Here is a 25504-nt window from a genome sequence, read left to right on the forward strand (position 1 = left end):
CGAGCGGAACAAGGATAGCAGCCGTGCAGACAACCGTCGTGAACCCTGCCGTGGGTGCCGAGGACGCCGAGCAGCGACGCCGTCGCCAGGAGGTCCTGGCGGCCTATGGCCTGCTCGACGGCCAGCCGGAGCCGGCGCTCGACGACCTGGTGGAGCTGGCCGCTACCCTCTGCGAAACCCCCATCGCCGCGGTCAACCTGCTGGGCGAACAGCAGCAGCTGTTCATCGCCGAACGCGGCCTGGGTGTAGCGGAAATCCCCCTGGCCCTGTCCTTCTGCCAGTACCTGCACGCTGCCCGGGAAGCGCGGCAGATCGAAGACCTGAGCCAGGACCCGCGCTTCATCGACAACCCCCTGGTAAGGGATCCGGCCGGACTGAGATTCTATGCCGGGGCCCCGCTGCGGACGGCCGAAGGCGTCTTTCTCGGCACGCTCTGCGTTCTCGACTGGCAACCTCGCGAACTGAGCGCCGCGCGCCTGACCGGCCTCGAACGCCTGGCGCGCCAGGTGCTGCGCCTGCTCGAGGCCCGGCTGCAGGCGGCGGCGCCGGCGCGGCACAGCACCCTCGACGAAACCCACTACCGCGCCCTGATGGACGTCAATCCGCAGATCATCTGGTTCGCGCGGCCCGATGGCAGCTTCGAATACGCCAATCGCTACTGGTACGAATACAGCGGCCTGAGTCCGGCCAACGTGGTCGCCGATCCCGATCTCTGGACCGATGCCATCCATCCCCAGCAGCGTCCGCAGCTGTTGCGGCGCTGGCGCGAGGTGCGCGAGCAGAGAGTCGCCGGCAGCCTCGAATTGCAGCTGCGCGACGCCGAGGGCCACTACCGCTGGTTCGAAACCCGCACCATGCCCTTCACCAACGCCAGCGGCGAGATCGAGCACTGGGTCGGCGTGGCCCAGGACATCGACAGCCGCAAGCGGGCGGAAACGGCGCTGCGGGAGAGCGAGGCCTTTGCCCATCTGCTCCTCGAATCGACCCACGAAGGCTTTTGCGCCCTGGATCGCGAAGGGCGCGCCACCCTCTGCAACCGCGCCTTCCGGCAGATGCTCGGGCTGCCCGAGGAGCGCGACATTCTCGGCGAACGCCTGGACACCCGCCTCAGCTCCGCCCGCAGCGAGGATGGCGCCCGGGCGCTGCAGCGCGCCGCCAGCGAAGGCGCCACCCTGCACCTGTCCGCCGACGCCCTGCTGCGCGAGGACGGCAGTCTGCTGCCAGTGGAATGGCGCGCCCAGCCGCTCTGGCGCGACGGCGAGGTCCAGGGCGCCATCTGCACCTTCGTCGATCTCAGCGAACGCATCCGCAGCCATGATCGCCAGCGCTTTCTGCTCGAACTGGGCGACCTGCTGCATGGCGTGACCCACACCGGCGAAGTCGCCTCGGTGCTGGGCGACAGCCTCGGCCATCTGCTGGCCGTGCAGCGCATCGGCTATGCCCGGGTCGGTCGCGACGGCAGCCTGACCATCGACAGCGACTGGCTCGAACAGGGGCGAACCCATCGTCTCAACCTGCCCAGCCTGGGTCACTGGCACACCTCGGCGGTGCAGGAATTGCGCCGCGGCATCATCGTCAGCGTGGAAGACAGCGCCCAGGACAGCCGCCTGGGCGAGATGCGCGCCCAACTGGTGGACCATGGCGTACGCGCCGGCCTGGTGGTGCCGCTGCTGGCCGAGGAACAGCTGGTCGGTCTGCTGTTCCTCTATGCCGATACGCCGCGTCACTGGACCATCGGCGACGTGGCCCTGGTGCGCGAGGTGGCCGAGCGCATCCGCATCGTCATCGAACGCACCGCCGCGGCCGACGCTCTGCGCCTGGCCGAGCAGCGCATCGCCCTGGCCATGGACGTCGCCGACCTCGGTGTCTGGGACTATGACATCGACCGCGACCTGATCAGCTGGGATACCCGCCTCGCCCATCTGGTCGGAGCCGGCGAGCGTCGTTGCACGATGCGCGGCGCGGCCCTGCTGCACGCCCTGCATCCGGCCGATGCGCCCCGGGTACGCGCCTATGTGACGGCCGCCATCCAGGGCGGTGGCAATGCCTATGACCTGCGGCTGACCTTTCGGGTACGAGGTTCGCGCCAGGGCGAGCCGGTATGGCTGAGCATCCGCGGGCGTGAACGCCTGGAGCCCGGTGGGCGCCGGCGACTGGTGGGTATCGCGCGCGACATCACCCGCGAACGCCACGACGCCGATCGCATCAGCGAGACCAATCGCCAGTTGCGGCGGCAGATCGAGGAGCGCCGCGAAGCCGAGGCCCGCCAGCATGCCCTGATCGAACTGGGCGATCGCCTGCGCGAAGGCGATCCGGAAAGCGCCGGGGTCGCCGCCGCCCTGGAACTGGTCGGTACGCGGCTGGGCCTGCGCCGGGTCGGCTATGCCCGTCTGGACGAGAGCAGCGGCGCCTTCTTCCCGCAGCAGCTGTGGACGCCCAACGGCAGCTTCGACCAGGCCCTGGCCTATCCGCTGCTCGCCTCCGACCACCTGGGCAACCAAGACGGCGCAGCGCCCCTGGTCATCGACGATGTCAGCCAGGATCCGCGCGCCCAGGCCAATGCCCAGCGCCTGCTCGATCTGGAGATCGCGGCGCTGGTCGACATCCCGCTCTACGAGGATGGCCGCCTGCGCGCGCTGTTCGTCGCCCATGACCAGCGCGCCCGGCTGTGGACGGAAGGTGAGGTGCAATTCCTGCGCGACGTCACCGACCGGCTCTGGTCGGCCATCTGCCGGCAGCGCTCCCAGGACGCCCAGCGCGAGAGCGAGGGCCGCTTCCGCCTCATGGCCGACAGTGCTCCGGTGCTGATCTGGGCCTGCGATGCCGACGGCCAGCTGCAATTCGTCAACCAGCGCTTCGCCAGCGAATTCGATCTGCACGACGCCGATCTGCACGACCAGGGCTGGAGCGCCCTGCTCCCGGACAGCGAATGTCCGGCCTTCGAAGGTGCCTTCAAGCAGGCCGTCGCCACCCACAGCGCCCTGCGCGCCGAGGTGCGGGTGCGCAATGCGCAGGGCGAATGGCGCTGGCTGCGCCTGGAAGGCACCCCGCGCCTGGAGCTCGATGGCGAATTCCACGGTCTGGTGGGCTGTGGCGTGGACGTCACCGAGGCGCGGCAGACCACCGACCAGCTGGAACAGCGCATCGCCGAGCGGACCCAGGAACTGGGGCGCAGCCACGCGCGGCTGATCGCCGAAATCTACGAGCGTGAGCGCACCGAGGAAGCCCTGCGCCAGTCGCAGAAGATGGAAGCCATCGGCCAGCTCACCGGCGGCATCGCCCATGACTTCAACAACATGCTCACCGGCATCGTCGGCGCCCTCGACCTGATCCGCCTGCGAATCGCCAACGGCCGCACCCAGGACCTGGACCGCTACATCAATGCCGCGGTCAATTCGGCCGACCGCGCCGCCGCCCTCACCCATCGCCTGCTGGCCTTCGCCCGCCGCCAGACCCTGGATCCGCAGCCGGTGGACGTGCACCAGCTGGTCGCTTCGCTGCAGGATCTGCTGGTGCGCACCGTGGGCGAAAACGTCGCCCTGCGCCTGGATCTCGCACCGGTCGCCTGGCTCGCCTACAGCGATACCCACCAGCTGGAAAACGCCCTGCTCAATCTGGTCATCAATGGTCGCGACGCCATGCCCGCCGGCGGCGAGCTGTGCATCGCCACCGCCAACCTCAGCCTGGACGCCGAGGCGGCCGCGCGCGAATCCCTGACTCCGGGCGACTATGTCCGGCTGAGCGTGGCCGACACCGGTACCGGCATGCCACCGGAGGTCAAGGCCAAGGCCTTCGAGCCCTTCTTCACCACCAAGCCGGCCGGCCAGGGCACGGGCCTCGGCCTGTCGATGATCTACGGCTTCGTCAAGCAGTCCGGCGGCACCGCGCGCATCGATACCGAACAGGGCGAGGGCACCACCATCAGTCTCTATCTGCCACGCCACCCCGAGGTGGCGGCGGCCAGCACCGATCAGCCGACGCTCAAGGTCGCGCCCCGTGCCGAGGCCGGCCAGACCGTGCTGGTGGTGGAAGACGAATACGCCGTGCGCATGATCGTGCTGGAGGTGCTCGCCGAACTGGGCTACACCGCCCTGGAGGCCAGCGATGCCGACGGCGCCCTGCCGATCATCGAGAGCGATCAGCGCCTGGACCTGCTCATCAGCGATGTCGGCCTGCCCGGCATGAACGGTCGCCAGCTCGCCGAGATTGCCCGTGGCCGGCGGCCCGAGCTCAAGGTGCTGTTCATCACCGGCTATGCCAAGAACGCCAAGGTACGCGGCGAATTCCTCGGCGAGAACATGGACATGCTGATCAAGCCGTTCGACATCGACGCCCTGGCCGAACGCATCCACAGCATGATCCAGCGCTAGGCTGATGCAGAGTTCTGGAACTCAGCGGACGTCTGAGCTCTCTATAGGAGACCTCAAGAAGGAGATCTCATCCATGCGCCTGAAGAAGCTTGCTCTGGTTTCCCTGATCGGTCTGCCGCTGCTGGCCGCGACCACCGCCGCCAATGCGGACGCGCGGTTCTGGCGGCATGCCGCGACCCTGGGGGCGACCTCCGGCTCGTTCTATACCACCAGCCGTGACGACCACAAGATCGTCGCCGCCACCCAGGACGACGCCAGCTCCTACCTGGCCAGCAATGGCCAGATCCGCGGCCCGTACCTGGAAGCCGCGCTGCGCGACATGCGCGCCGCCGAGCCGGGCCTGCAGGCCAGCGACAACGACCTCGCCATGCGTATCCTGACCCAGTAAGGTCCAGGCAAAAAAGAACCCCGCGCGGCTTAGCCGGCGGGGTTCTTTTTTGCCTGGAATCCGGGCGGCGAAAGATGCCTCAGCTTTCGCTGGCCGCGCGATAACCCTCGGCGTCGAGCAACCTGTCCAGCTCGGCCGCATCCTGCGGTTTGAGCTTGAAGAACCAGGCGCCATAGGGCTCGCCATTGACCTGCTCGGGCGCGTCGGCCAGCGCCTCGTTGACGGCGATCACCTCGCCGCCCACCGGGGCATAGATGTCCGAGGCCGCCTTGACCGACTCCACCACCCCGGCCTGGTCACCGGCGGCGAGGGTCTTGCCGACTTCCGGCAGTTCGATGAAGACCACATCGCCCAGGGCTTCCTGGGCGTGGTCGGAAATGCCGACGGTCACGCTACCGTCGGCTTCCAGGCGGGCCCATTCGTGGCTGGCGGCATAACGCAGGTCGGCGGGAATCTGGCTCATGAGAGGTCCTCGGGGCTGGCACGGTTAAAAGGCAAGGGTAGCCTGCCGACCCCGGGGACCGCCATCGCCGGCCGGGCTTATTTGGGGCCGATGCTGGCGCAGCTGCTGCTGTCGACGTACTTCTTCAGGGTCGCCCACTGGGGTCGATCCACGCCGTTGATGGGTTCCACCGCCAGGTTGTAGTTGCCCCAGCCGGGGCCGGCGGCCCAGTAGCTGGCCGGAATGCAGTGCTGCTTGAGATAGGCCAGCATGTTGTCCATGGCCACCAGCCAGCGCGGATCGTCGTCCGGCACGCCGAATTCACCGATGTAGCCCTGCTTGCCGTTCTTCTTCAGCCAGTCGACGAAGGGCTTGACGCGATTCACCCCGACCATGGGGTCGAAACCGCTCATGTCCTTGCTGGCGTACTGGCCGCCGCCGTCATTGTCGAAGTAGACGTGGGCGGAAAAGATCAGCTTGTTGGCCGGGTCCTTGAGCGCCAGCAACGGATCGTTCCACTGCGGCCAGCGAGCGGCGCTGGACCAGCCGTTGCCCTCGACGATGATGGGATGGACGCTGTCCACGGTACGAATGCCGTTGATGCCGTGCTGGGCGGCGGTCGGCCAGAAGGCCACGGCATCGTGGGGCTCGTTCATGATGTCGTAGCCAAAGAGCGCCGGATGCTTGCCGAAGCGGAAAGCCAGGCGATAGGTCACGTCCCAGTAGTTGAAATAGCTGACCTTGCCGGCGCCGATGACCTCGCCGCGATAGCGCGCATAGTTGTGCAGGTCGAGGATCACCTTGACGCCGTATTTCTGGGCGTAGTTGAGCGTCTGGGTGACCAGGGCGCCATAGTCCGGATCCAGCGTGGCATTCAGCCTGGGCTGGATGCGCTCCCAGATGATCGGAAAGCGCACCAGCTTGATGCCCTTGGCGCTCCAGTCCTTGAAGTGCTGTTCGCTGGGGAAGATGTAGTTGCGGTTGTTGAGACCGGGCAGCACCTGGCTGGCGAAGCCGGCACCGGAAAAGTTGAGGCCGACCAGTTCGACCGCCTGGACCGAACCTAGCAAGGCGCTGCTCAGGGCCAGGGTACCGGCCAGCCGCAGGGAAAACTGGCGCAAGCGCCGGGTAAGGGATTGCATGACTGCACCTGTGAAAGAGAAAGACTCCCCGCCCCCGCAAGCTAGCGGGTTCTGGCGTAGGCGAGCTCAGGCGACCGCGTCCGGTTGCGGCGCCACTGGGTGCGACTTCGTCGTCATTGTTGGGGCAGCTATCGGCGTCCCAGCCGCCAGCTTTAGAGATTTTTTCCTGCAAAAACAGCCGGTTACGCATTAATTCGCGTCAGATAGCCGCCACTTTTCCATAGGCGCCAGCGCAGTCAGGCTAACGCCTTGAATCGACACGACTTTCTGTATCCGTAAAAGGACGGGTGAGGAGCCGCAGCACGCAAAAAGACCGATAGACCAAAAGGAGTCATTTCCAAAACCGCTCGGAACGAGCCTGCCTGTTGTGCTCCAGAACCGGGCCCGGAACGTTCCCCGGACGCCGCGCTCTATCCTGCGAGCCCTTCGCGAGAGCCCCGCCATGTCCCTGAGCGCGCCCCATCCCTTGCGTACCCTGGCCCTGACCTTGGCCGTCGTGATCCTGGTCGGCTGCGGCGAGACCGCGCGGCTGCAGCGCGAAGCCGGGTATGGCCCGACCCCCACCTTGCCGGAGCCCCACAAGACCCTGCTGCCGACCATCAACGTGGCGCCGGCGATCGGTTGGCCCGAGGGCGGCAAGCCCATTGCCGCGCCCGGCACCCAGGTCCAGGCCTTCGCCCGTGGGCTGGACCATCCGCGCTGGCTCTATGTGCTGCCCAATGGCGATGTGCTGGTGGCGGAAAGCAATGCGCCCGGGCGCGATGATTTTCCCGGCATCAAGAACTGGATCGCCGGCCTGCTCATGAAGAAGGCCGGCGCCGGGGTACCCAGCGCTGACCGCATCACCCTGCTGCGCGATGGCGACGGCGATGGCGTCGCCGAGACCCGCATGGTCTTCGCCGAGCACCTGCATTCGCCCTTCGGCATGGCGCTGGTGGGCGAGGACTTCTATGTCGCCAACGCCGATGCCCTGGTGCGCTTCACCTACCGCCCCGGGGCGACTCACCTGGAAGGTCCGCCGGTGACGGTCACCGACCTGCCGGCCGGCATCAATCACCACTGGACCAAGAACGTCATCGCCAGTCGCGACGGCAGGAAGCTCTATCTCACCGTGGGCTCCAACAGCAACGTCGGCGAAAACGGTCTGGACATCGAGCAAGGCCGCGCCGCCATCTGGGAGCTGGACCGCGCCAGTGGCCAGAAGCGCCTGTTCGCCACCGGCCTGCGCAATCCCAATGGCCTGGACTGGGAGCCCACCACCGGCAAGCTGTGGACGGTGGTCAACGAGCGCGACGAGATCGGCAGCGACCTGGTGCCTGACTACGCCACCTCGGTGCAGGATGGCGGCTTCTATGGCTGGCCCTACAGCTACTGGGGCAAGACCGTGGACAGCCGGGTGCAGCCGCCCCGTCCGGATCTGGTGGCCAAGGCGCTGACCCCCGACTATGCCCTGGGCACCCATACGGCCTCCCTGGGCCTCGCCTTCGCCAGCGCCGACAGCCAGTTGCCGACGGCTTTCCGCCAGGGGCTGTTCGTCGGCCAGCACGGTTCCTGGAATCGTGATCCCAAGAGCGGCTACAAGGTCATCTTCGTGCCCTTCCAGGACGGCAAGCCCAGCGGCCCGCCGCGGGACCTGCTGACCGGTTTCCTCAATGGCAAGGAGGAAGCTCAGGGGCGGCCGGTCGGGGTGGTCAACGATGGTCGTGGCGGCCTGCTGGTGGCCGACGACGTCGGCAACACCCTCTGGCGGGTCAGCGCCCAGCGCCCCTGAGCGTTGTTAATCCGCCCTTAAGCGCCTTGGCCTAGGCTGGAGGCTGACCATCCCGGAGGTGGTCACCGCTCTTGCCGAGGCCGGCCCGGAGCGGTACAACCGCTCAACCGCCTGGGAAAATCCGATGAGAATACTGCTGGCCGAAGACGACATGCTGCTGGGCGACGGCATCCGCGCCGGTCTGGCGCTGGAAGGCGATACCGTCGACTGGGTGACCGATGGCCAGGCCGCCCAGGCGGCGCTGGAAACCGATCCCTTCGATCTGGTGGTGCTCGACATCGGCCTGCCCCGCCGTTCGGGACTCGAGGTCCTGGCCGCCCTGCGCAAGCGCGGCGACGCCACCCCGGTGCTGATCCTCACCGCCCGCGACAAGGTCACCGACCGGGTCACCGGCCTGGACACCGGCGCCGACGACTACCTGACCAAGCCCTTCGATCTGGACGAACTGCTCGCCCGGGTGCGCGCCCTTACCCGGCGCAGTGCCGGCCGGGCGCTGCCGCAACTGGAACACAACGACCTGCGGGTCGATCCGGCCACCCACCGGGTGACCCTGGCCGGTCAGCCGGTCGAACTGGCACCGCGCGAATACGCCCTGCTGCGCCTGCTGCTGGAAAACATGGGCAAGGTGCTCTCGCGCAATCGCCTGGAACAGGCGCTCTATGGCTGGGACGGCGACGTCGAGAGCAATGCCATCGAGGTCCATATCCATCACCTCAGGCGCAAGCTCGGCACCAGCCTGATCCGCACCGTGCGCGGCATCGGCTACGGCATCGACCAGCCCGAGCGGCCGGCTCCATGACCGACGGCCCGGCCGTCTCGCTGCGGCGGCGTCTGCTGACGCTGCTGCTGTGTGGCATCTTCGCCTGCTGGCTGATCGCCGCCCTGGTGACCTACCAGCTGGTGCTGCGCCAGGTGAATCGCCTGGCGGATGAAGACATGCTCGACTTCGGCTCGGCCGCCCTGCACCTGGCCACCCTGAGCGAGGGGGGCGACCACAGCCTGCCGCCCGCGGCGCGCGCCCTGGAACGCAGCCGCACGGCCATCGCCGACCTGCCGCTGTTCAAGCGCCGCAACGCCCTGGGCTATCTGCTGCAGGCCGGTGACCAGCGCCTCGGCACCCCCGCGCCGCCCGCCGGCCTGGCCGACCAGCCACCCGGTTTCAGCAGTCTGCTGGCCGACGGGCAGCACTGGCGCGTGCTGCGCCTGAGCAGCGGCGACGGGCGCATCTGGATCTACGAGAACCTGGCCGATCGCCGCGGCGCCACCAACCTGCTGCTGCTCGGCTCGCTGTTTCCCCTGGCGCTGGCCCTGCCAGTGCTGGCCGCACTCATCTGGTTCGGCGTTACCCGCGGTCTCGACCCCCTGCGCCAGCTGGCGGCGCAGATCAAGCAGCGTTCCGCCCAGCGCCTGGAGCCCCTGGCGCTGAATCAGGTTCCCCTGGAAGCCGCGGTCCTGGTCGAGGAGATCAACGCCCTGCTGCAGCGCCTGGACGGCGCCCTGGAAGCCGAGCGGCGCCTGACCAGCGACGCCGCCCACGAGATCCGCACGCCCCTCGCCAGCTTGCTGACCCACACCCAGGTCGCCCTGAGGTCCAGCGATCCCCAGGCCCACGCCCGCGGCCTGGTGCAGGTGCGCCGCAGCGCCGAACGCATCTGCCAGCTGATGGAGCAGATCCTGCTCCTGGCCCGCCTGGACAGTGGTGCCCTGCAGGAGCAGTTCGTCCCGGTCCATCTCGGCCGGCTGGCGGCGGATACCCTGTCGGAACTCGCGCCCCTGGCCATCGAGAAGAACATCGACCTGGTGCTGGAGGATCAGGAGGTCAAGTTGTCCGGCATTCCCACCTGGCTGAGCGTGCTGCTCACCAACCTGGTGGGCAACGCCATCCGCTACACCCCCAGCGGGGGTCAGGTACTGGTGCGGGTCGTCGAGGACGTGCCCGGCCGGGTACGCATCAATGTCTGCGACAGCGGCCCCGGGGTCAGCCCGGAAGAGCGGGCGGTGATCTTTACCCGTTTCTACCGCAGCGAGAGTGCCGGTCAGAACGTCGGCAGCGGCCTGGGCCTGCCCATCGTCAAACGTATCGTCGAAATCCATGGCGGCAGCCTGCACCTGGGCGAAGGCCTGCAAGGACGCGGGCTGGGGGTGTACGTCGAGCTGCCCGGCCTGGCCTGATCCGGCCAGCTACGACCAAGGCCATCTTTTATCCGGGCCGGCCTAGGGCTTACAGTGCAGGGATTCGCCACAAGCGAATGCAGTCCTGCATTCTGGAGAGCCCGGCCCATGTCCATGATCCTGTACCACACTCCCGCCTCGCCCTTCGGTCGCAAAGTCGTGGTGATGCTCCACGAGACGGACCTGATCGAGCAGGTGGAAGTGGAAATCGTCCAGCAGACGCCGCTCAATCCCAATCGCGATGTTCTCGATACCAATCCGGCTGGCAAGATTCCCGCCTTGCGCCTGGCCGATGGCACCTGCCTGCACGACAGTCGCGTCATCCTCGACTACCTGGACACCCTGCACGAGCGCACCCCGCTGATCCCGCGCCAGGGTCCGGAGCGCTGGCGCCGCCTGACCCTGGCTTCGCTGTGCGACGCCATGATGGAAGCCGCGGTGCAGATCCGCTACGAGAGCTTCATGCGCCCGCCGGGCATGCAGTGGAAGCTCTGGCTGGACAACCAGCAGGAGAAGATCGCCCGGGCGCTGGACTACTTCGAGCGCGAGGCGATCGCCGAGCTGGACGGCGAATTCGACGTGGCCTGCCTGGGCATGGCCTGCCTGCTGGGCTATCTGGACTTCCGCATCCCCACCTTCGCCTGGCGCAGCGACTGCCCGCGCATCGCCGCCTGGTACGCCCGTACCGGCGAGCGCCCCTCGCTGCAGACGACCCGCCCCTGAGCCGGCGCTAGGCCTGCTGCCAGAGCCGCTCCAGGTTGCGAAAACCCCACTCCTCCGGATCCTCCCGCCGCACGATGCGCTCATCGGCGGGTGGCCGGGCGAGATCCAGCAGCCGCTGCGGCAGCGGGGTACGCGAGCGGGCGGAAAAGAACACCCGCACCTGCGGGGTCAGCAGGCTGTCCGGGTGCTGCTCGACCACCACCGCCAGCTGCTCGTTGCTCAGTCGGACCAGGGAACCGATCGGATAGATGCCCAGCGTCTTGACGAAGGCCTGGAACACCCGCGGATCGAAATGCCCCTTCCACTCCGCCATGCGCCGGATCGCTTCGGCGGGACTCCAGGCGGTCTTGTAGGGCCGGGTCGAGGAGATGGCGTCGTAGACGTCGCAGACCGCGGCGATGCGCGACAGCAGACTGATCTGCGTACCGGCCAGGCCATGGGGATAGCCGCTGCCATCGAATTTCTCATGATGGTGCAGGCAGACGTCGATGACCTCCGCGGTCGCACCCCACTGCTGCAGCAGGGCGACGCCCTCCGCGGGATGCCGCTGCATCACGGCAAATTCCGCCTCGGTCAGCTTGCCCGGCTTGTTGAGCACCTCGAGCGGGGTGCGCATCTTGCCCACGTCATGCAGCAGGCCGGCCTGGCCAGCCAGTTGCACCTGGTCCGCCGGCAGCTCCATCTGCCGTGCCACCGCCGTCATGAGGGCACAGACCGACACCGAATGGATGTAGGTATACTCGTCGGCCGTGCGCAGCCGCGTCAGGCTGATCAGCGCCGTGGGATGCCGCAGCACCGACGCCGAGATCTGCTCGACCACGGTCGCCACCTCGCTCAGCTCGATGGCCTGGCCCAGGCGCACGTCCTGGAACAGCCGCGCCACCTCCTGCTTGGCGTGGGCGCTCACGGCGGAAGCCTGGGCCATTTCCTGCGGACAGCTCAGGGCGGCGCCTGGCGCGGTGCCGACAACCGGGACCGGAGCGGCGACTGGGGGCACCTCGGGAGCAATGGCCGGCGCGGCGACGGGCTCGGAGAGCAGCACCGGATCCACTGCGGGCGGGCACTCCGCTGGCGGCGGGCAATCCAGCCCCTTGGCGATATCGATCCACACCGCGGTCACGGCGCTGTCCTTGATCTTCTGCAGGTCGCGCGGTTCCTGGAGCAGGAACCGCGCCTTCCAGAACGGATGGTCGATCCAGCTGCCTTCGAATCTGTGGATGTACATGCCGAGGCAGACCTCGGCACTGGTAACCTTCTTGAGCATGGCGTTCACTTCGCAGCTGATCGGCAGCAGCCATCCAGAGCAGATGATCGCAAAATGCTATGTCACGCCAAAGACTATCGCCCCAAGTTCTAGACGAGAGAATCCATGCACCTCCTGACCGGTATCACCGTCTCTGCGCTGCTCCTGCTGAACACCCTGGTCATGATCGGTCCGCTGCTGGCCTTCGCCCTGATCAAGCTGCTGCCCATCGTTGCGCTGCGCGACCTCTGCTCCCGGGTGGTCACCGCCATCGCCGAGACCTGGGCCGAGATCAACAAGGTCATCTTCGCTCGGCTCACCCCTACCGTCTGGGACATCCGCGGCACCGAGACGCTCAACCGCGACAGCTCCTACCTGGTCATCTGCAACCACCAGTCCTGGGTCGACATCCCCGCGCTCATCGAGACCTTCAACGGCAAGGTGCCCTACTTCAAGTTCTTCCTGAAGAAGGAGCTCATCTGGGTGCCCTTCCTGGGGCTTGCCTGGTGGGGCCTGGATTACCCCTTCATGAAGAGATACACCCGCGCCCAACTGGCCCGCCGCCCGGAACTCAAGGGCGCGGACCTGGCCATTACCCGCCGTGCCTGCGAGAAATTCCGCCGCCAGCCAGTGACCATCGTCAATTACCTGGAAGGCACGCGCTTCAGCGCCGCCAAGCATGCCGAGCAGCACTCGCCCTATCGCCACCTGCTCAAGCCCAAGGCCGGCGGCATGGCCTTCGTCCTCGCCGCCATGGGCGAGCAGCTGGACACCCTGCTGGATGTCACCCTGGTCTATCCGGACGGTCGCGTGCCCGGCTTCTGGGACCTGCTCTGCGGACGCGTCAAACGCGTTATCATCGATATTCGCGCGCGACCTCTGGATCCGGCGCGCTGGGCGGGTGACTACAGCGAAGATGCGGAATTTCGCGCAGGCTTCCAGCAGTGGGTCAGCACGCTCTGGGCAGAGAAGGACCAGCGGATCGAGGCGCTGCTAGATTCCCGCTCGCGCTGATCGAGCGGGGCACCCTGCCGCGTGCAGACAGTCAGAGAGCGGGTAGTCGGCTGTCTCGACAAGGATCTCCCATGCCCACCCCGACGCTGGATACCACCACGACCCGCTGGCTTCCCTGGCTGATCGCCGTCGCCTTCTTCATGCAGTCGCTGGACGCGACCATCGTCAACACCGCCCTGCCGCGCATGGCCGCCGACCTCGGCGAGAATCCGCTGCGCATGCAGGGGGTGGTGATCGCCTACCTGCTCACCGTCGCGCTGCTGATTCCGGCCTCCGGCTGGATCTCCGATCGCTTCGGCAGTCGCCGCGTCTTCTTCACCGCCATCGCTCTCTTCACCTTTGGCTCGCTGCTTTGCGCCCTGGCGCCCAGCCTCAACCTGCTGATCGCCGCCCGGGTGATCCAGGGACTCGGGGGTTCGCTGATGCTGCCGGTGGGGCGCCTGGTGATCCTGCGCGTCTATCCGCGCAGCGAGCTGGTGCGCATCCTCAGCTTCATCACCATTCCCGGCCTGATCGGTCCCCTGGCGGGCCCGGCACTGGGCGGCTGGCTGGTGGAAGCCGTGTCCTGGCACTGGATCTTCCTGATCAACCTGCCGGTGGGCATCCTCGGCTGCCTGGCCACCCGCCGCCTGCTGCCGGATCTGCGCAGCCCCCTCCCGCAACGCTTCGATGGCCTGGGCTTCCTGCTCTTCGGCACCTCCATGATCCTCATCAGCGTCGCCCTGGAAGGCCTCGGCGAACTGCACCTGCCCCATGTGCGGGTGGTGCTGCTGCTGATGGGCGGCATGGCCTGCATGGTCGCCTACTGGTTGCGCGCCCTGCACCACGACCAGCCGCTGTTCTCCGCCGAGCTGTTTCGCATCCGCAGCTTCGCGGTGGGCATCTTCGGCAATCTCTTCGCCCGCCTCGGCAGTGGCGCCCTGCCCTTTCTCATCCCGCTGCTGTTCCAGGTGGGCCTCGGCTATTCGCCGACCCAGGCCGGTCTGCTGATGATGCCCCTGGCGCTATCGGCGATGCTGGCCAAGCCCATCGCCGGCCCGCTGATCGGGCGGCTCGGCTATCGGCGCCTGCTGGTGGGCAACACCCTGCTGCTGGGGTGCCTGATCGCCAGCCTCGCCCTGATCGGCCCTGGCACGCCCTTCGTCTGGCTGCTCATCCACCTGGGTATCCTCGGCGCGGTGAACTCCATGCAGTTCACCGCCATGAACACCATCACCCTCATCGACCTGCACGACCAGCAGGCAGCCAGCGGCAACAGCCTGCTGTCGGTGGTGATGCAACTGGCCATGAGCTTTGGCGTCGCCTGCGCCGCCGCCCTGCTGGGCGGTTTCCAGGACGACTATGGCGACACCGAGGTGCTGTCCGCCTTTCGCGCGACCTTTCTCAGCGTCGGCGCCCTGTCGATGCTGGCGGCGGCGATCTTCCTGCAGGCCTCGCGCGAGACCGGCCGGCGGGTCAAGCCGCTGGCGGCCGAGCCGGAAAAGAGCGCGCAGAACGTGGAGTGAAGCGGCCGGCCACGCCGGTCCAATCGGCAGAAACGAAAAACCCCGGCCTGGCCGGGGTTTTTCGTGAGCTTCGGGCGCTGTCAGGTGTCAGACGACCTGTACGCGCTCTGCCTGCATGCCCTTCTGGCCTTGCACGACTTCGAAGCTGACCTTCTGACCTTCAGCCAGGGTCTTGAAACCAGTGCCTTCGATGGCGCGGAAGTGCACGAACACGTCCGGACCGCTCTCGGGAGTGATGAAGCCATAGCCTTTGGTTTCGTTGAACCACTTGACGGTACCGTTCTGACGATTCGACATGACGGGTGTTGCTCCTTGGAAGCACGAGTTTGTTATTGACACTGGCTGGCGCGGTAATGCGTTGCATTGACCAGACGCCCGGTACTGAGTTGCAAGGAGTAACAAGAATCGAGCAGCAAGGGGTGGACGAAGAGCCTACCGCCTCAGGTCACGATCGACGGCGACCCAAGCAAACACAGTTCTCGAACTCTACGCCATATTTTTCTGGAAAGCGATTACCCTCCGGAGGGCGAAATCCTTTTTGACAAGGGCTGTTTTGTCACCTCGCGCAAGGTACTGTCGAGCTGGTTTTCGACCACCCGGACAGCCCGGCAAAACCGCAGCCAGACTGCTTCGCCGCAGTCTGGCGTAGCTCTCGAAAGGCCTCGGACCCGTTGCTCCGCCCTGAAATCCCCCTGCAAGGAATACCGATGAACGTCACCCCTGTGGAACTGCTGATCAGCGATTGCGATGGCGTGCTGGTCGACAGTGAAATCCTCGCCGAACGGGTCGTCCTCGACGGCCTGGCCGCCCATGCACCGCGCGCTGAACTCGAGGCCCTGCTGCACGGCACCTTCGGCCTGACCACCCGGGATATCTTCGCCCTGGTCGAACAGCGCTTCGGCATCACCCTGCCGCCGGCACTGTTCAGCGACCTGCGCGCCCAGGCGGAAACGCTGATCGCCACCAGCGTCGAGCCCATTCCCGGGGTGAAGCGGGCCCTGGAGAGCATCGACCTGCCGCTGGCGGTCGCCTCCAACAGCCTCAGGCACAGCGTCGAATCCTCGGTCCGCCGGGCCGATCTGGTGGCGCGGTTAGCGGGCCACATCTTCAGCGCCGACATGGTCGCCCAGCCCAAGCCGGCACCCGATGTCTATCTGCTCGCGGCCAGGACCCTGGGCGTCGCGCCAGAGCGCTGCCTGGTGATCGAAGACAGCGCCACCGGCGTGCGTGCGGCCCTGGCCGCCGGCATGCGCGTCATCGGCTTCACCGGCGCCAGCCATATTCCGCCGAGCCACGGCGAGACCCTGAGCGCCCTGGGCGTCACCGCCCTGATCGCCCACATGGACGAATTGCCCGCGACCGTCGCCCGCCTCCGCGCCGCCGCCAGCGGCGGGCAATGAAAAAGGGGCCCTCAGGGCCCCTTCGCTTTCCGCGTCAGCGGAATCAGGACAGGACCGCCCCTACCGCCTTGGGCAGTGCCACCGGTGCCAGATCGGCCGTCGCGTTCCAGGTCGCCTCGCTCAGCTGGGTTTCCAGCAGCTGGCGATGGATCGCCTCACGGTGCTGCTGCAGGACGATGTCCAGGGCGCGGCTGGGCGTCAGTTCGACGTCGTCGAAGGTGACGATCTGACCCGGCTCCATGGCCCGCTTCAGCACGCTGTGCTTGAGCAGGCCGATCGGCAGGTGATCCGGGCACTCGGCGATCTTCACCGCTTCGCCGCGCACGCTGTAGCCACCGATGCCGCGCTCGATGATGTCGCCAGCTGCCATGGGCTTCTTCATGATGGCGGCCACACTCAGGGTCGGCGTGGTGGAGTTGTTTAGCAGGATCTTGCCGCCGGCGATCACGCGACGCAGGGTCTTGCCGACTTCCAGGGAGCACAGGTGGAAGGGGCGTACCAGGACATAGTACGGACCCTTGCCCAGCTTGAAGTATTCGATGGCACCGGCCTGGTCTTCGTCATGACGACCGACGACGAAGACGCCACCCGCGGAGTAGCCGCTCGGGATCACGTAATCGACGATGGGCGTGCCCAGTTGCTCGGCCATCTGCGCCAGGATGTTCGCGCTGTCCTGCAGGTTGGTCGAGTTGAGGCCTTCCAGACCCTGGCGGGTGATGGTGGCGCCATAGTTGTTGCCCACCACCACCTGCTCGATCTGCACCTTGGTGCCATCGGTGAAGGAGGTGGTCTGGTCGACGCTGGTGCCCTGGCGCGCGGACCAGTAGGCCATGTCTTCCGGCGTCGGATTATGGTTCAGATAGCCCTTCATGTTGCCGTAGACCAGCGGCTTGAAGCCCATCTGCACGGCTTCTTCGTGCAGTGCCGCCAGCGAACCCGGCTGGTCGCCCTCGGCCTCGGTCAGGAACCCCTTGCCGGCCAGGTAGGAACCGGTCGTCACCTGCAGTTCGGCATTGATGGTGACCACCTTGATGCCGGCCTCGAAGGCGCGCTCGATGATCTCGGTACCGTGGTAGGGGTCGCCACTGCATTCCACCAGCAGATCGCAATGATCGACGAGATCCGCCACCGACTGGGTGAGCGCCTCGGTCAGCGGATAGTCGGTAACCGTGGCGATGGGCCGGCGGGTCAGGACTCGGGTCACGGTCATGTCGTCATAGTGACGGCTGATGAGCCGGGCCAGGCAGCGCGAGATCATGCCGGTACCGACGATGCCGATACGGGTGACAGGGGATTGGGAGGACATAGGATCGATTCCTTTCAAAGAGAATGTCGGTGGCGAGCAAGACCACCATGCGAAGTGCCGACCCCAACTGCGTGTCCGATCTCTTGCAAATGGAAAAACCGCTTCCATCAGAAATTCTATGACTGGGATCAATCTTTCCGTGCGACTCGAAGCCAAATCAAAAATTCATGACTTCGTAACAGATAGCGACCAATGGCCGCAGATCGCCACCTTTTTCCTAGCCGTACCGTGACGGCGGTTCAACTCGTCGGTTCTGCGCGCTCCGCACCATCAGCACCGCGCGCCCAATAGCCGCGGCGGAACAGGTCACGTTCGCCCAGCGCCAGCAACAGCACCAGGAAGCCCAGCATCGCCACGCTGATGCTGACGATAAGCTCCAGCAGGCCGACCGGCTTGGGCAACAGGAAAGTCAGCAGGGCCACCGCACTGCCGGCGCTGAACCAGCGCAGCAGCAGCGACAGGTGCAGTCCCGCCAGGGCGTGGCGATAAAGCGCCAGCGCCATGAACACGGCCTGCAGGAAGGCCCCGGTGGTAAAGGAATAGGCCAGCCCCTGGGCGCCGAACGGCTGGTACACAGCTGCGTCCAGTGCCACGGTGATGAAGGAGCTGGCCAGGGTGGTATAGAGGAAGGTGCGGGCGCGCTGCTGCGACAGCAGGGCACGCCCCCACAGCAGGGCCAGGCCCATCCAGGGCAGGCCGAGGGCATAGGCCACCACCAGGGTCGCGGTCGCCGCGCTCTGCTCGGCGCCAAAGGCTCCGCGCTCCAGCAGCACCTTGACCACCGGCTCCGAATAGCTGAACAGCACCACGGCGGCCGGCACCAGGAACAGCAAGGTGCCGAGCAGCGCCTTGCGCATCAGCGCGCTGTACTTGTCGACATTGCCCTCGTTCCAACTGCGGGTCAGCTCGGGAAAGATCATCGCCAGGATGGACAGCGCATAGAGCGTCAGCGGAATGGTCACGATGCGGTAGGAGAAGGACAGCATGGTGATATTGCCCTCGGCCAGCAGCGAGGCGAAGAAGCGCTCCGCCAGCATGCAGCCCTGCTGAGCGCCGGCGGCGAGCAGCACCGGCGCGAAGGTCACGGCGAAGGGACTGCCCTCGGGCTTCTCGAAGGCTACCGAGCGCTGGCTGAGATAGCCCAGCCGCTGGTGCTGGATGACGATCAGCAGCACCTGGGGCAGCAGCATGCCGGTGAACAGCGCGATGCCACTCGGTTGCAGGATGACGATGGCCAGGATGGCGCCCAGATTGAGCATCAGGGTGCGGGTCATCGGCAGGATGAAGATGCGATCCAGGTTGAGCAGCGCGCCCTGGCAATAGAGGATGGCCTGCACGCAGATCAGCAGGGTGCCGACGGCGAAGACCAGCTTGCCGGTCTCGACCTGCTCATCGCTCCAGCCCGGGGCCAGGGCATGCATCAGCCAGGGACTGGCGAGGACACCGATCACCGACAGCAGCAGGCCGAACAGGCCGATGCGCCAGTACAGCCAGCGACCGACCTGCTCGTACTGGGCGTTGCAGCGGTCACGGATGCGTTGCAGATAGGGAATCATGGCATCGCGCAGGGCGAGGCCGAAGAAGCTCTCGAAGAACACCGGCAGGATGAGCGCGACAAAGATCAGGTCGGCTTCCCAGCTCACGCCGAATTGCCGGGCGATCAGCAGGTCGCGCAGGAACCCCAGCAGGAAGCTGGCGACGGTGATGGCCAGGATGATAAGCGTCGAACTCACGCCCGCACCTCGGTCGGCCACGACAGGCCAAGCGCAGTAATACGCAGACGGATAGGGAAGGCGTGCATTGAGCGGTCTCGTTCCGTGAGCCGGAGGTAATCCGGAGAATGGCGAGCAGGGCTGCCCGTTTGGTCCAGACTCAGAGACCAGCTTCCGCGCTTAAGTTTCCCGAAGCAATTCCAGAGACACGCAGAAATGTCGAACGATTGGCAAATTGCCATGACTGGCTGGCGCCTGACCGCCGAGCGGTAGTCCTTGCAATCGCCGCGCAAGCCGAATACTGTATATATAACCAGATACAGAAACGAGGTGACGCATGGCCGTCGAAGTGTTGTATCGCAGCAGCCGAGATCCGGAGCGCCTGTTCATGGATAAAGCCGAAGCCGATCGTCACGACAAGATGTTGGAACTGGCCGAGTCGCTCGCCAGCGTGCTGGACAAGGCCGTACCCGGTCTTGCCGAAAAGCAGTGCGAAGACCTGGGGCTGTTCATGGCCCGCAATCGCGAGGTCTTCGCCCGCGCATTTCGCAACCAGCCGGATGCATTGGGCGAGTTGGACCTGCCCAGCTAGCAAGGGGCGCCGCCCCTCGGGTAGCCTGGGAAGAGATCTGAGCCGGAGAAAGCCTCTTGTCCCTTCCCATCATCTTCGATACCGATCCTGGCGTGGACGACGCCCAGGCCATCGCCCTGCTGTTTGCCGATCCCGCTTTCGAGGTGATCGGCCTGACCACCACCTTTGGCAACGTGCCGGTCACCACGGCGACCCGCAACGCCCTGCTGCTCACCGAGCTGGCTGGCCGGGACACGCCCGTCGCCGCGGGTGTCGCCGAACCCCTGGTCAAGCCGGCCGGCAACCATGCCCTGCATGTGCATGGCCAGGATGGCCTGGGCAATCAGCAGCTCCCCGCGCCGAGCCAGGCGCCCCACGCCCTGGACGCCGCGCGTTTCATCGTCGAGCAGACCCGCCTGCGACCGGGTGAGATCACCCTGGTGGCGGTCGGGCCGCTGGGCAACCTGGCCCTCGCCCTGGCGCTGGATCCCACGGTCGCCGAGCGCGTCCGCGAGGTGGTGGTGATGGGCGGCGCCATCGTCGAGCCGGGCAACGTCACGCCGGTGGCCGAAGCCAACATCTTTTCCGATCCCCATGCCGCGGCGCGGGTCTTCGCCGCGCCCTGGCCGCTGACCCTGGTCGGCCTCGACGCCACCCACCGCGCCGTCCTCGACCCGCCCCGCCTGCAGCGCATCGCGGCGCGCCAGGGCGCCCTCGGTGAGGTGCTCGCGCGCAGCTATGATTTCTATGCGGACTTCTACCGCAGCGTAAAGGACATCGACGGCTGCCATCCCCATGACAGCTGCGCCCTCGCCTACCTGCGCCGTCCCGAGCTGTTCCACACCGCGCGCGGCCATCTCAGCGTCGGTACCGAAGGCCTGGCGGAAGGCCAGACCTTCTTCGCGCCCGAGGGTCGCGCCTACCTGGACGGGCGCTGGTCCGGCAATCCGCTGGTAACGGTCTGCCTGGGCATGGACGGCGCCGCCATGGTCGCCTGGATGGAAGAGGTCCTGACCGCAACCGAGCGGTAAGGGGTAACACGCCGCCGTTCGGGCTCCAGGCGATCGGCAGGCGAAAAAAAGGCCCCTTACGGGGCCTTTTCTACATCCGGGATCAGTTGACCTTGGGATCCAGTTCGCCGCGCGCATAACGCTCGAACATGGCATCCAGGGAGATCGGCTTGATCTTGGAGGCCTGGCCGGCGGTGCCGAAGGCTTCGTAACGGGCGATGCAGACTTCGCGCATGGCGGTCACGGTCTTGGCCAGGTACTTGCGCGGATCGAACTCGCTGCGGTTCTTGGCCATGAACTCGCGGATGGCACCGGTGGACGCCAGACGCAGGTCGGTGTCGATGTTGACCTTGCGGACCCCGTACTTGATGCCTTCGACGATCTCTTCGACCGGCACGCCGTAGGTTTCCTTGATGTCGCCACCGTACTCGTTGATGATCTTCAGCCACTCCTGGGGCACCGAGCTGGAGCCGTGCATGACCAGATGGGTGTCCGGGATGCGCGCATGGATTTCCTTGATGCGCTGGATCGACAGGGTGTCCCCGGTCGGCGGCTTGGTGAACTTGTAGGCGCCGTGGCTGGTGCCGATGGCGATGGCCAGGGCATCGACCTTGGTGGCCTTGACGAACTGGGCGGCTTCTTCCGGATCGGTCAGCAGCTGGCTGTGATCCAGGGTGCCTTCGGCGCCCACGCCGTCTTCTTCACCGGCCATGCCGGTTTCCAGGCTGCCCAGGCAACCCAGCTCGCCTTCCACGGACACGCCGCAGGCATGGGCGAAGGCCACGGTCTGCTGGGTGACGCGCACGTTGTAGTCGTAGTCGGACGGCGTCTTGCCGTCGGCCATCAGCGAGCCGTCCATCATCACCGAGGAGAAGCCCAGCTGGATCGAGCGCTGACAGATGTCGGGAGTGGTGCCGTGGTCCTGGTGCATGACCACCGGGATGTGCGGGAATTCTTCCACCGCGGCCAGGATCAGGTGACGCAGGAAGGGAGCGCCGGCGTACTTGCGGGCACCGGCGGAGGCCTGGACGATGACCGGCGAATCGGTCTTGTCGGCGGCTTCCATGATGGCGCGCATCTGCTCGAGGTTGTTGACGTTGAAGGCCGGAACGCCGTAGCCGAATTCGGCGGCGTGATCCAGCAGCTGACGCATGCTGACGAGTGCCATTGGTGATTATCTCCCTACAAAGGCGGTGGTGGCGCCAGCCTGCATGAGCGGCTGGCAGGGTTCAAGCGGCCGACCCCTGGCCGCCCTGGATTAATCGGTTCAGCTGACATTCGCCCGTTCAAGGCGTCCGGCAGCCGCGGCCGATGAGGTCGTTGTTGGCGATCCAGTAGACGAGGCCCTGGTCGCCACGGATGTGGAAAGCCACCAGCCCGTCGGTGTAGGACTGGCCATCGGTGGCCGGTTCGCGGTTGAGATGGCGGATCAGGCCATCGCCTTCCAGCTTGAGGTCGACGATGGACTGGCTGCGATCCACATAGCGCCAGTCGAAGGCCGCCTTGGAATCGCAGACCCAGTGGGTCCAGCCGCCGGTCTGCTGCGCGCCGCGGCCGGCGCAACCGGCCAGCAGGGCGAGACCCAGCAGCCCGAGGGCGAGCGTGCGCCCCTTCACTGGGCGCAACCGCTGGCAGGACGGCTGGCGTTGCCGGTGAGCGTATCGACGCGCTCGCCGTTCTGCGCCGTGGGCGTGGCGGCCGCCGCGGGCGGCGGCGCGAACACCGCGCAGGCCTTGTCGGCATTGCCACCGGCGCAACCGGCCAGCATCAGGACAGCGGAACAGACGAGCAGCGGCATACGCATGGCGATTACTCCTGGGCGCGTTGCTGGAGGACTTCGACGGCCGGCAGGACCTTGCCCTCGACGAATTCGAGGAAGGCGCCGCCCCCGGTGGAGATATAGGAGACCTTCTCGCCGATGCCGTATTTGTCGATGGCGGCCAGGGTGTCGCCACCACCGGCGATGGAGAAGGCGTCGCTGTCGGCGATGGCCTGGGCCAGGGTGCGGGTGCCTTCGCCGAACTGGTCGAATTCGAAGACGCCGACCGGACCGTTCCAGAGGATGGTCTTGGCCGATTTGAGCAGGTCGGCGAATTGCTGGGCGCTGACCGGGCCGATGTCGAGGATCATGTCGTCGTCGGCCACGTCGTTGATCGACTTGGTGACGGCTTCGGCGGTCTCGGCGAATTCCTTGGCGACCACCACGTCCACCGGCAGCGGCACGCTGACCTTGGCGGCGATGGCCTTGGCGGTGTCCACCAGATCGGCTTCGTACAGCGACTTGCCGACCTTGTAGCCGGCCGCGGCCAGGAAGGTGTTGGCGATGCCGCCGCCGACGATCAGCTGGTCACAGATCTGCGCCAGGGAATTGAGCACGTCCAGCTTGGTGGACACCTTGGAGCCGGCGACGATGGCTGCCATCGGCCGGGCCGGATTGCCCAGCGCCTTGCCCAGCGCGTCCAGCTCGCCGGCCAGCAGCGGACCGGCCGCGGCAACCTTGGCGAACTTGGCCACGCCGTGGGTCGAGCCTTCAGCGCGGTGGGCGGTGCCGAAGGCGTCCATGACGAAGATGTCGCACAGGGCGGCATAGTGCTTCGCCAGGTCGTCGGCGTTCTTTTTCTCGCCCACGTTGAAGCGCACGTTCTCCAGCAATACCAGTTGACCCGGCTCGACCTGGACGCCGTTCAGATAGTCCTTCACCAGCGGCACGTCACGACCCAGGGCCTTGCTCAGATAGGCGGCGACCGGTGCCAGGCTGTTTTCCTCGCTGAATTCGCCCTCGGTGGGACGGCCCAGGTGCGAGCAGACGATCACCGCGGCACCCTTTTCCAGGGCCAGCTTGAGGGTCGGCAGGGCGGCGACCAGGCGGGCATCGCTCTTGATCTGGCCTTCCTTCACCGGAACGTTGAGGTCTTCGCGAATCAGGACGCGCTTACCCTTCAGATCGAGGTCGCTCATTTTCAACACGGACATACAGGCAATCCCTTAGTTGTGCTTGTTTCAGGTGGGCTTGGCGATGCGCAGCCAATGGCCGGCGACGTCGAGCATGCGGTTGGCGAAGCCCCATTCGTTGTCGAACCACACCAGCAGATTGACCAGCCGGGGGCCGGAAACGCGGGTCTGGCTGCCATCGACGATAGCGGAATGGGGATCGTGGTTGAAATCGCAGGAGGCGTGGGGCAACTCGGTGTAGTCGATCAGCCCGGCCAGGGGACCGCTCCGGGCGGCGTCACGCAACAGGGTGTTGAGGGCGGGCGCCGTGGTGTCGCGGCCGACGATGCAGGTGATGTCCAGGCAGGAGACGTTGACTGTGGGTACGCGCACGGCGCGGGCCTGGATGCGCCCGCCGAGCTCGGGCAGCAGCCGTTCGATGCCGCGCGCCAGGCCGGTCGCCACCGGGATGATCGACTGGAACGCGGAACGCGTCCGCCGCAGATCTTCGGCATGGTAGGCGTCGATCACGGGCTGGTCGTTCATGGCCGAGTGGATCGTGGTGATGGAGACGTACTCCAGACCCAGTGTTTCGTGCAAAAGTTTCAGTACCGGGACGCTGCAGTTGGTGGTACAGGAGGCATTCGAGACCAGCGTCTCGTCACCGCGCAGGGCCTGCTGGTTGACTCCGTAGACCACGGTGGCGTCCACGTCGGTCTCGCTGACCATGGGCTGGGAGAACAGCACCCGCGGCGCACCGGCGGCGAGAAAGCGTCCGGCCTCGGCGCGGGTGCTGAAGGCGCCGGAGCATTCCAGCACCAGATCGACGTCGAGCGCCCGCCAGTCCACCCGCTCGGGCTCAGCTTCGCGGCGGATTTCCAGGGCCTGATCGCCGATGCGCAGGCGCTCACCCTCCAGCGCGACCCGGCCGGGAAAGCGGCCATGGGTGGAGTCGAAGCGGGTGAGGTATTCCAGGCTGGGCCGGTCGGCCAGATCGTTTAGGGCGACGATGGCGAGCTGGGTGGCCACGCCACGCTCGTGCAGCGCACGCAACACGCAACGACCGATGCGACCGTAGCCGTTGAGAGCGAGGCGATAGCGAGCGGAACTCATGCGTGAACGGACCCGGGCGCAAGCGAAAGGCCGATTATGCGGCGGTTCGACGACGAATGGGAGTCGCCAGGGTAGTCAGGTCGACTTTCGCACTACAAAAAGGCGCTCTCCTTGGCAGACAGGAAAGAAATCCGCCGCCTGGCCCGACATGCCTGCCGCAGCGACAACGGATCGCGGTCTGCAGGGAAGCCAAGCAGGTAGTGCCAGGGGTTGCGGGGCTACCTGACGCTTCGCCCATGGCCTGGCGAAAACCCTCATCCGAGGGCGATAGATCAAAGGCATGACCCAGATCAAAAACCCCACTTGTTGTGTTGTAGAAATTAAAAAACACCATATGTAGTATCTGGACCGAACTTGAGGCCCAAGCCGCGCTCGAAGGAAAAGACCCGCGCCGCTCTGGCAAACGCCGGCTGGCGACAGGCTTTTTCCTTTGAATTCGCCCCACTACGGACAGGAGTCAGCCATGACCATCACCATCTACAGCAAGCCCGCCTGCGTGCAGTGCAACGCCACCTATCGTGCCCTGGACCGTCAGGGCATCACCTACCAGGTGGTGGATATCGAGCAGGACGCCCAGGCGCGCCAGACCGTGGAATCCCTGGGCTATCGCCAGGTGCCGGTGGTAGTGGCCGGTAACGACCACTGGGCCGGCTTCCGCCCGGACAAGCTCGGCCAGCTGGTGGCCTGAGGC

The 25504-nt window shown here is 66.4% G+C and carries 23 protein-coding genes; 12 read left to right on the top strand and 11 right to left on the bottom strand.

The features are described 5' to 3' along the window. Positions 1–23: 23 nt before the first annotated feature. Both OMP44_RS16280 and OMP44_RS16285 read left to right on the top strand, forming a co-directional pair. Positions 24–4370 carry a PAS domain S-box protein gene (locus tag OMP44_RS16280; RefSeq protein ID WP_187980945.1) on the top strand — a complete coding sequence of 1449 codons (4347 nt, stop codon included), beginning with the start codon at positions 24–26 and terminating at the stop codon, positions 4368–4370. Between the two features lie 73 nt (positions 4371–4443). Then, positions 4444–4758 (top strand): DUF2388 domain-containing protein, encoded by a 315-nt coding sequence (locus tag OMP44_RS16285; protein ID WP_017639490.1) that lies wholly within the window; start codon positions 4444–4446, stop codon positions 4756–4758. A gap of 79 nt (positions 4759–4837) precedes the next feature. Here OMP44_RS16285 and gcvH read toward each other — a convergent pair whose 3' ends face one another. Beyond that, positions 4838–5221 (bottom strand): glycine cleavage system protein GcvH, encoded by a 384-nt coding sequence (gcvH, locus tag OMP44_RS16290; RefSeq protein WP_133860538.1) that lies wholly within the window; start codon positions 5219–5221, stop codon positions 4838–4840. A gap of 77 nt (positions 5222–5298) precedes the next feature. After that, complete coding sequence (locus OMP44_RS16295) at positions 5299–6342, bottom strand: glycoside hydrolase family 5 protein (RefSeq protein ID WP_187980943.1); 1044 nt, start codon at positions 6340–6342, stop codon at positions 5299–5301. A gap of 442 nt (positions 6343–6784) precedes the next feature. On the opposite strand from OMP44_RS16295, the gene OMP44_RS16300 reads away from it, so the two are divergent. From OMP44_RS16300 to OMP44_RS16315, 4 genes are all read left to right on the top strand, one after another. Continuing rightward, positions 6785–8113 carry a PQQ-dependent sugar dehydrogenase gene (locus OMP44_RS16300; protein ID WP_187980942.1) on the top strand — a complete coding sequence of 443 codons (1329 nt, stop codon included), beginning with the start codon at positions 6785–6787 and terminating at the stop codon, positions 8111–8113. 124 nt (positions 8114–8237) lie between these two features. Beyond that, positions 8238–8912 (top strand): response regulator, encoded by a 675-nt coding sequence (locus OMP44_RS16305; RefSeq protein ID WP_133860536.1) that lies wholly within the window; start codon positions 8238–8240, stop codon positions 8910–8912. Next, a complete protein-coding gene (locus OMP44_RS16310) occupies positions 8909–10285 on the top strand; it encodes a sensor histidine kinase (RefSeq protein ID WP_280309724.1) in 1377 nt (458 codons plus the stop codon). Before OMP44_RS16305 ends, OMP44_RS16310 begins: the two co-directional genes overlap by 4 nt. A 108-nt stretch (positions 10286–10393) precedes the next feature. Then, on the top strand, positions 10394–11008 hold the full coding sequence (locus tag OMP44_RS16315; RefSeq protein WP_133860534.1) for a glutathione S-transferase family protein: 615 nt from the start codon (positions 10394–10396) through the stop codon (positions 11006–11008). Positions 11009–11015: 7 nt separating this feature from the next. Here the strand turns inward: OMP44_RS16315 and OMP44_RS16320 are convergent, their stop codons facing one another. Beyond that, positions 11016–12272: an HD-GYP domain-containing protein gene (locus OMP44_RS16320; protein ID WP_280309727.1), complete on the bottom strand. Its 1257-nt coding sequence runs from the start codon at positions 12270–12272 to the stop codon at positions 11016–11018. 105 nt (positions 12273–12377) lie between these two features. On the opposite strand from OMP44_RS16320, the gene yihG reads away from it, so the two are divergent. After that, positions 12378–13265, top strand: coding sequence for a 1-acylglycerol-3-phosphate O-acyltransferase, YihG family (gene yihG / locus OMP44_RS16325; RefSeq protein WP_187980940.1), 888 nt, complete (start codon positions 12378–12380; stop codon positions 13263–13265). Positions 13266–13336: 71 nt separating this feature from the next. Next, positions 13337–14770, top strand: a complete 1434-nt coding sequence (mdtD, locus tag OMP44_RS16330; RefSeq protein ID WP_133860531.1) for a multidrug transporter subunit MdtD — start codon at positions 13337–13339, stop codon at positions 14768–14770. 87 nt (positions 14771–14857) lie between these two features. Here mdtD and OMP44_RS16335 read toward each other — a convergent pair whose 3' ends face one another. Further along, complete coding sequence (locus OMP44_RS16335) at positions 14858–15067, bottom strand: cold-shock protein (RefSeq protein WP_133860530.1); 210 nt, start codon at positions 15065–15067, stop codon at positions 14858–14860. Positions 15068–15477: 410 nt separating this feature from the next. Here OMP44_RS16335 and OMP44_RS16340 point away from each other — a divergent pair, with 410 nt between their 5' ends. Then, a complete protein-coding gene (locus OMP44_RS16340) occupies positions 15478–16170 on the top strand; it encodes an HAD family hydrolase (RefSeq protein ID WP_273861661.1) in 693 nt (230 codons plus the stop codon). 43 nt (positions 16171–16213) lie between these two features. Here the strand turns inward: OMP44_RS16340 and OMP44_RS16345 are convergent, their stop codons facing one another. Both OMP44_RS16345 and OMP44_RS16350 read right to left on the bottom strand, forming a co-directional pair. After that, positions 16214–17428 carry an NAD(P)-dependent oxidoreductase gene (locus tag OMP44_RS16345; protein WP_178083894.1) on the bottom strand — a complete coding sequence of 405 codons (1215 nt, stop codon included), beginning with the start codon at positions 17426–17428 and terminating at the stop codon, positions 16214–16216. A gap of 287 nt (positions 17429–17715) precedes the next feature. Next, the gene (locus OMP44_RS16350) at positions 17716–19209 is read right to left on the bottom strand and encodes a lipid II flippase MurJ (protein WP_273861660.1); all 1494 of its coding nucleotides are present in this window, start codon (positions 19207–19209) and stop codon (positions 17716–17718) included. Positions 19210–19525: 316 nt separating this feature from the next. On the opposite strand from OMP44_RS16350, the gene OMP44_RS16355 reads away from it, so the two are divergent. Further along, positions 19526–19780: a YebG family protein gene (locus OMP44_RS16355; RefSeq protein WP_007161283.1), complete on the top strand. Its 255-nt coding sequence runs from the start codon at positions 19526–19528 to the stop codon at positions 19778–19780. Positions 19781–19836: 56 nt separating this feature from the next. Next, positions 19837–20790 (top strand): nucleoside hydrolase, encoded by a 954-nt coding sequence (locus OMP44_RS16360; protein WP_208693104.1) that lies wholly within the window; start codon positions 19837–19839, stop codon positions 20788–20790. Between the two features lie 82 nt (positions 20791–20872). Here OMP44_RS16360 and fba read toward each other — a convergent pair whose 3' ends face one another. From fba to epd, 5 genes are all read right to left on the bottom strand, one after another. Beyond that, on the bottom strand, positions 20873–21937 hold the full coding sequence (gene fba, locus OMP44_RS16365; protein ID WP_059316498.1) for a class II fructose-bisphosphate aldolase: 1065 nt from the start codon (positions 21935–21937) through the stop codon (positions 20873–20875). A gap of 118 nt (positions 21938–22055) precedes the next feature. Beyond that, the gene (locus OMP44_RS16370) at positions 22056–22385 is read right to left on the bottom strand and encodes an MliC family protein (RefSeq protein ID WP_133860525.1); all 330 of its coding nucleotides are present in this window, start codon (positions 22383–22385) and stop codon (positions 22056–22058) included. Next, positions 22382–22573 carry a hypothetical protein gene (locus OMP44_RS16375; protein WP_133860524.1) on the bottom strand — a complete coding sequence of 64 codons (192 nt, stop codon included), beginning with the start codon at positions 22571–22573 and terminating at the stop codon, positions 22382–22384. The genes OMP44_RS16370 and OMP44_RS16375 overlap by 4 nt, the downstream gene beginning before the upstream one ends. A gap of 5 nt (positions 22574–22578) precedes the next feature. Then, positions 22579–23742: a phosphoglycerate kinase gene (locus tag OMP44_RS16380; RefSeq protein WP_133860523.1), complete on the bottom strand. Its 1164-nt coding sequence runs from the start codon at positions 23740–23742 to the stop codon at positions 22579–22581. 27 nt (positions 23743–23769) lie between these two features. Then, entirely contained in the window at positions 23770–24813 is a 1044-nt protein-coding gene (epd, locus tag OMP44_RS16385; protein WP_273861659.1) for an erythrose-4-phosphate dehydrogenase, read from the bottom strand. A gap of 463 nt (positions 24814–25276) precedes the next feature. On the opposite strand from epd, the gene nrdH reads away from it, so the two are divergent. Continuing rightward, positions 25277–25501 carry a glutaredoxin-like protein NrdH gene (nrdH, locus tag OMP44_RS16390; protein ID WP_133860521.1) on the top strand — a complete coding sequence of 75 codons (225 nt, stop codon included), beginning with the start codon at positions 25277–25279 and terminating at the stop codon, positions 25499–25501. Positions 25502–25504: the final 3 nt, after the last annotated feature.

Origin of the sequence: Pseudomonas flavocrustae (assembly GCF_029872515.1) — a bacterium.
GTDB lineage: Bacteria > Pseudomonadota > Gammaproteobacteria > Pseudomonadales > Pseudomonadaceae > Chryseomonas > Chryseomonas aestiva.

Excerpts from the sequence above, each read along its gene's own strand:
- OMP44_RS16285 (WP_017639490.1), top strand. The coding sequence starts at position 4,444 with ATGCGCCTGAAGAAGCTTGCTCTGGTTTCCCTGATCGGTCTGCCGCTG.
- gcvH (WP_133860538.1), bottom strand. The coding sequence starts at position 5,221 with ATGAGCCAGATTCCCGCCGACCTGCGTTATGCCGCCAGCCACGAATGG.
- OMP44_RS16295 (WP_187980943.1), bottom strand. The coding sequence starts at position 6,342 with ATGCAATCCCTTACCCGGCGCTTGCGCCAGTTTTCCCTGCGGCTGGCC.
- OMP44_RS16300 (WP_187980942.1), top strand. The coding sequence starts at position 6,785 with ATGTCCCTGAGCGCGCCCCATCCCTTGCGTACCCTGGCCCTGACCTTG.
- OMP44_RS16305 (WP_133860536.1), top strand. The coding sequence starts at position 8,238 with ATGAGAATACTGCTGGCCGAAGACGACATGCTGCTGGGCGACGGCATC.
- OMP44_RS16310 (WP_280309724.1), top strand. The coding sequence starts at position 8,909 with ATGACCGACGGCCCGGCCGTCTCGCTGCGGCGGCGTCTGCTGACGCTG.
- OMP44_RS16315 (WP_133860534.1), top strand. The coding sequence starts at position 10,394 with ATGTCCATGATCCTGTACCACACTCCCGCCTCGCCCTTCGGTCGCAAA.
- OMP44_RS16320 (WP_280309727.1), bottom strand. The coding sequence starts at position 12,272 with ATGCTCAAGAAGGTTACCAGTGCCGAGGTCTGCCTCGGCATGTACATC.
- yihG (WP_187980940.1), top strand. The coding sequence starts at position 12,378 with ATGCACCTCCTGACCGGTATCACCGTCTCTGCGCTGCTCCTGCTGAAC.
- mdtD (WP_133860531.1), top strand. The coding sequence starts at position 13,337 with ATGCCCACCCCGACGCTGGATACCACCACGACCCGCTGGCTTCCCTGG.
- OMP44_RS16335 (WP_133860530.1), bottom strand. The coding sequence starts at position 15,067 with ATGTCGAATCGTCAGAACGGTACCGTCAAGTGGTTCAACGAAACCAAA.
- OMP44_RS16340 (WP_273861661.1), top strand. The coding sequence starts at position 15,478 with ATGAACGTCACCCCTGTGGAACTGCTGATCAGCGATTGCGATGGCGTG.
- OMP44_RS16345 (WP_178083894.1), bottom strand. The coding sequence starts at position 17,428 with ATGATCTCGCGCTGCCTGGCCCGGCTCATCAGCCGTCACTATGACGAC.
- OMP44_RS16355 (WP_007161283.1), top strand. The coding sequence starts at position 19,526 with ATGGCCGTCGAAGTGTTGTATCGCAGCAGCCGAGATCCGGAGCGCCTG.
- fba (WP_059316498.1), bottom strand. The coding sequence starts at position 21,937 with ATGGCACTCGTCAGCATGCGTCAGCTGCTGGATCACGCCGCCGAATTC.
- OMP44_RS16375 (WP_133860524.1), bottom strand. The coding sequence starts at position 22,573 with ATGCGTATGCCGCTGCTCGTCTGTTCCGCTGTCCTGATGCTGGCCGGT.
- OMP44_RS16380 (WP_133860523.1), bottom strand. The coding sequence starts at position 23,742 with ATGTCCGTGTTGAAAATGAGCGACCTCGATCTGAAGGGTAAGCGCGTC.
- epd (WP_273861659.1), bottom strand. The coding sequence starts at position 24,813 with ATGAGTTCCGCTCGCTATCGCCTCGCTCTCAACGGCTACGGTCGCATC.
- nrdH (WP_133860521.1), top strand. The coding sequence starts at position 25,277 with ATGACCATCACCATCTACAGCAAGCCCGCCTGCGTGCAGTGCAACGCC.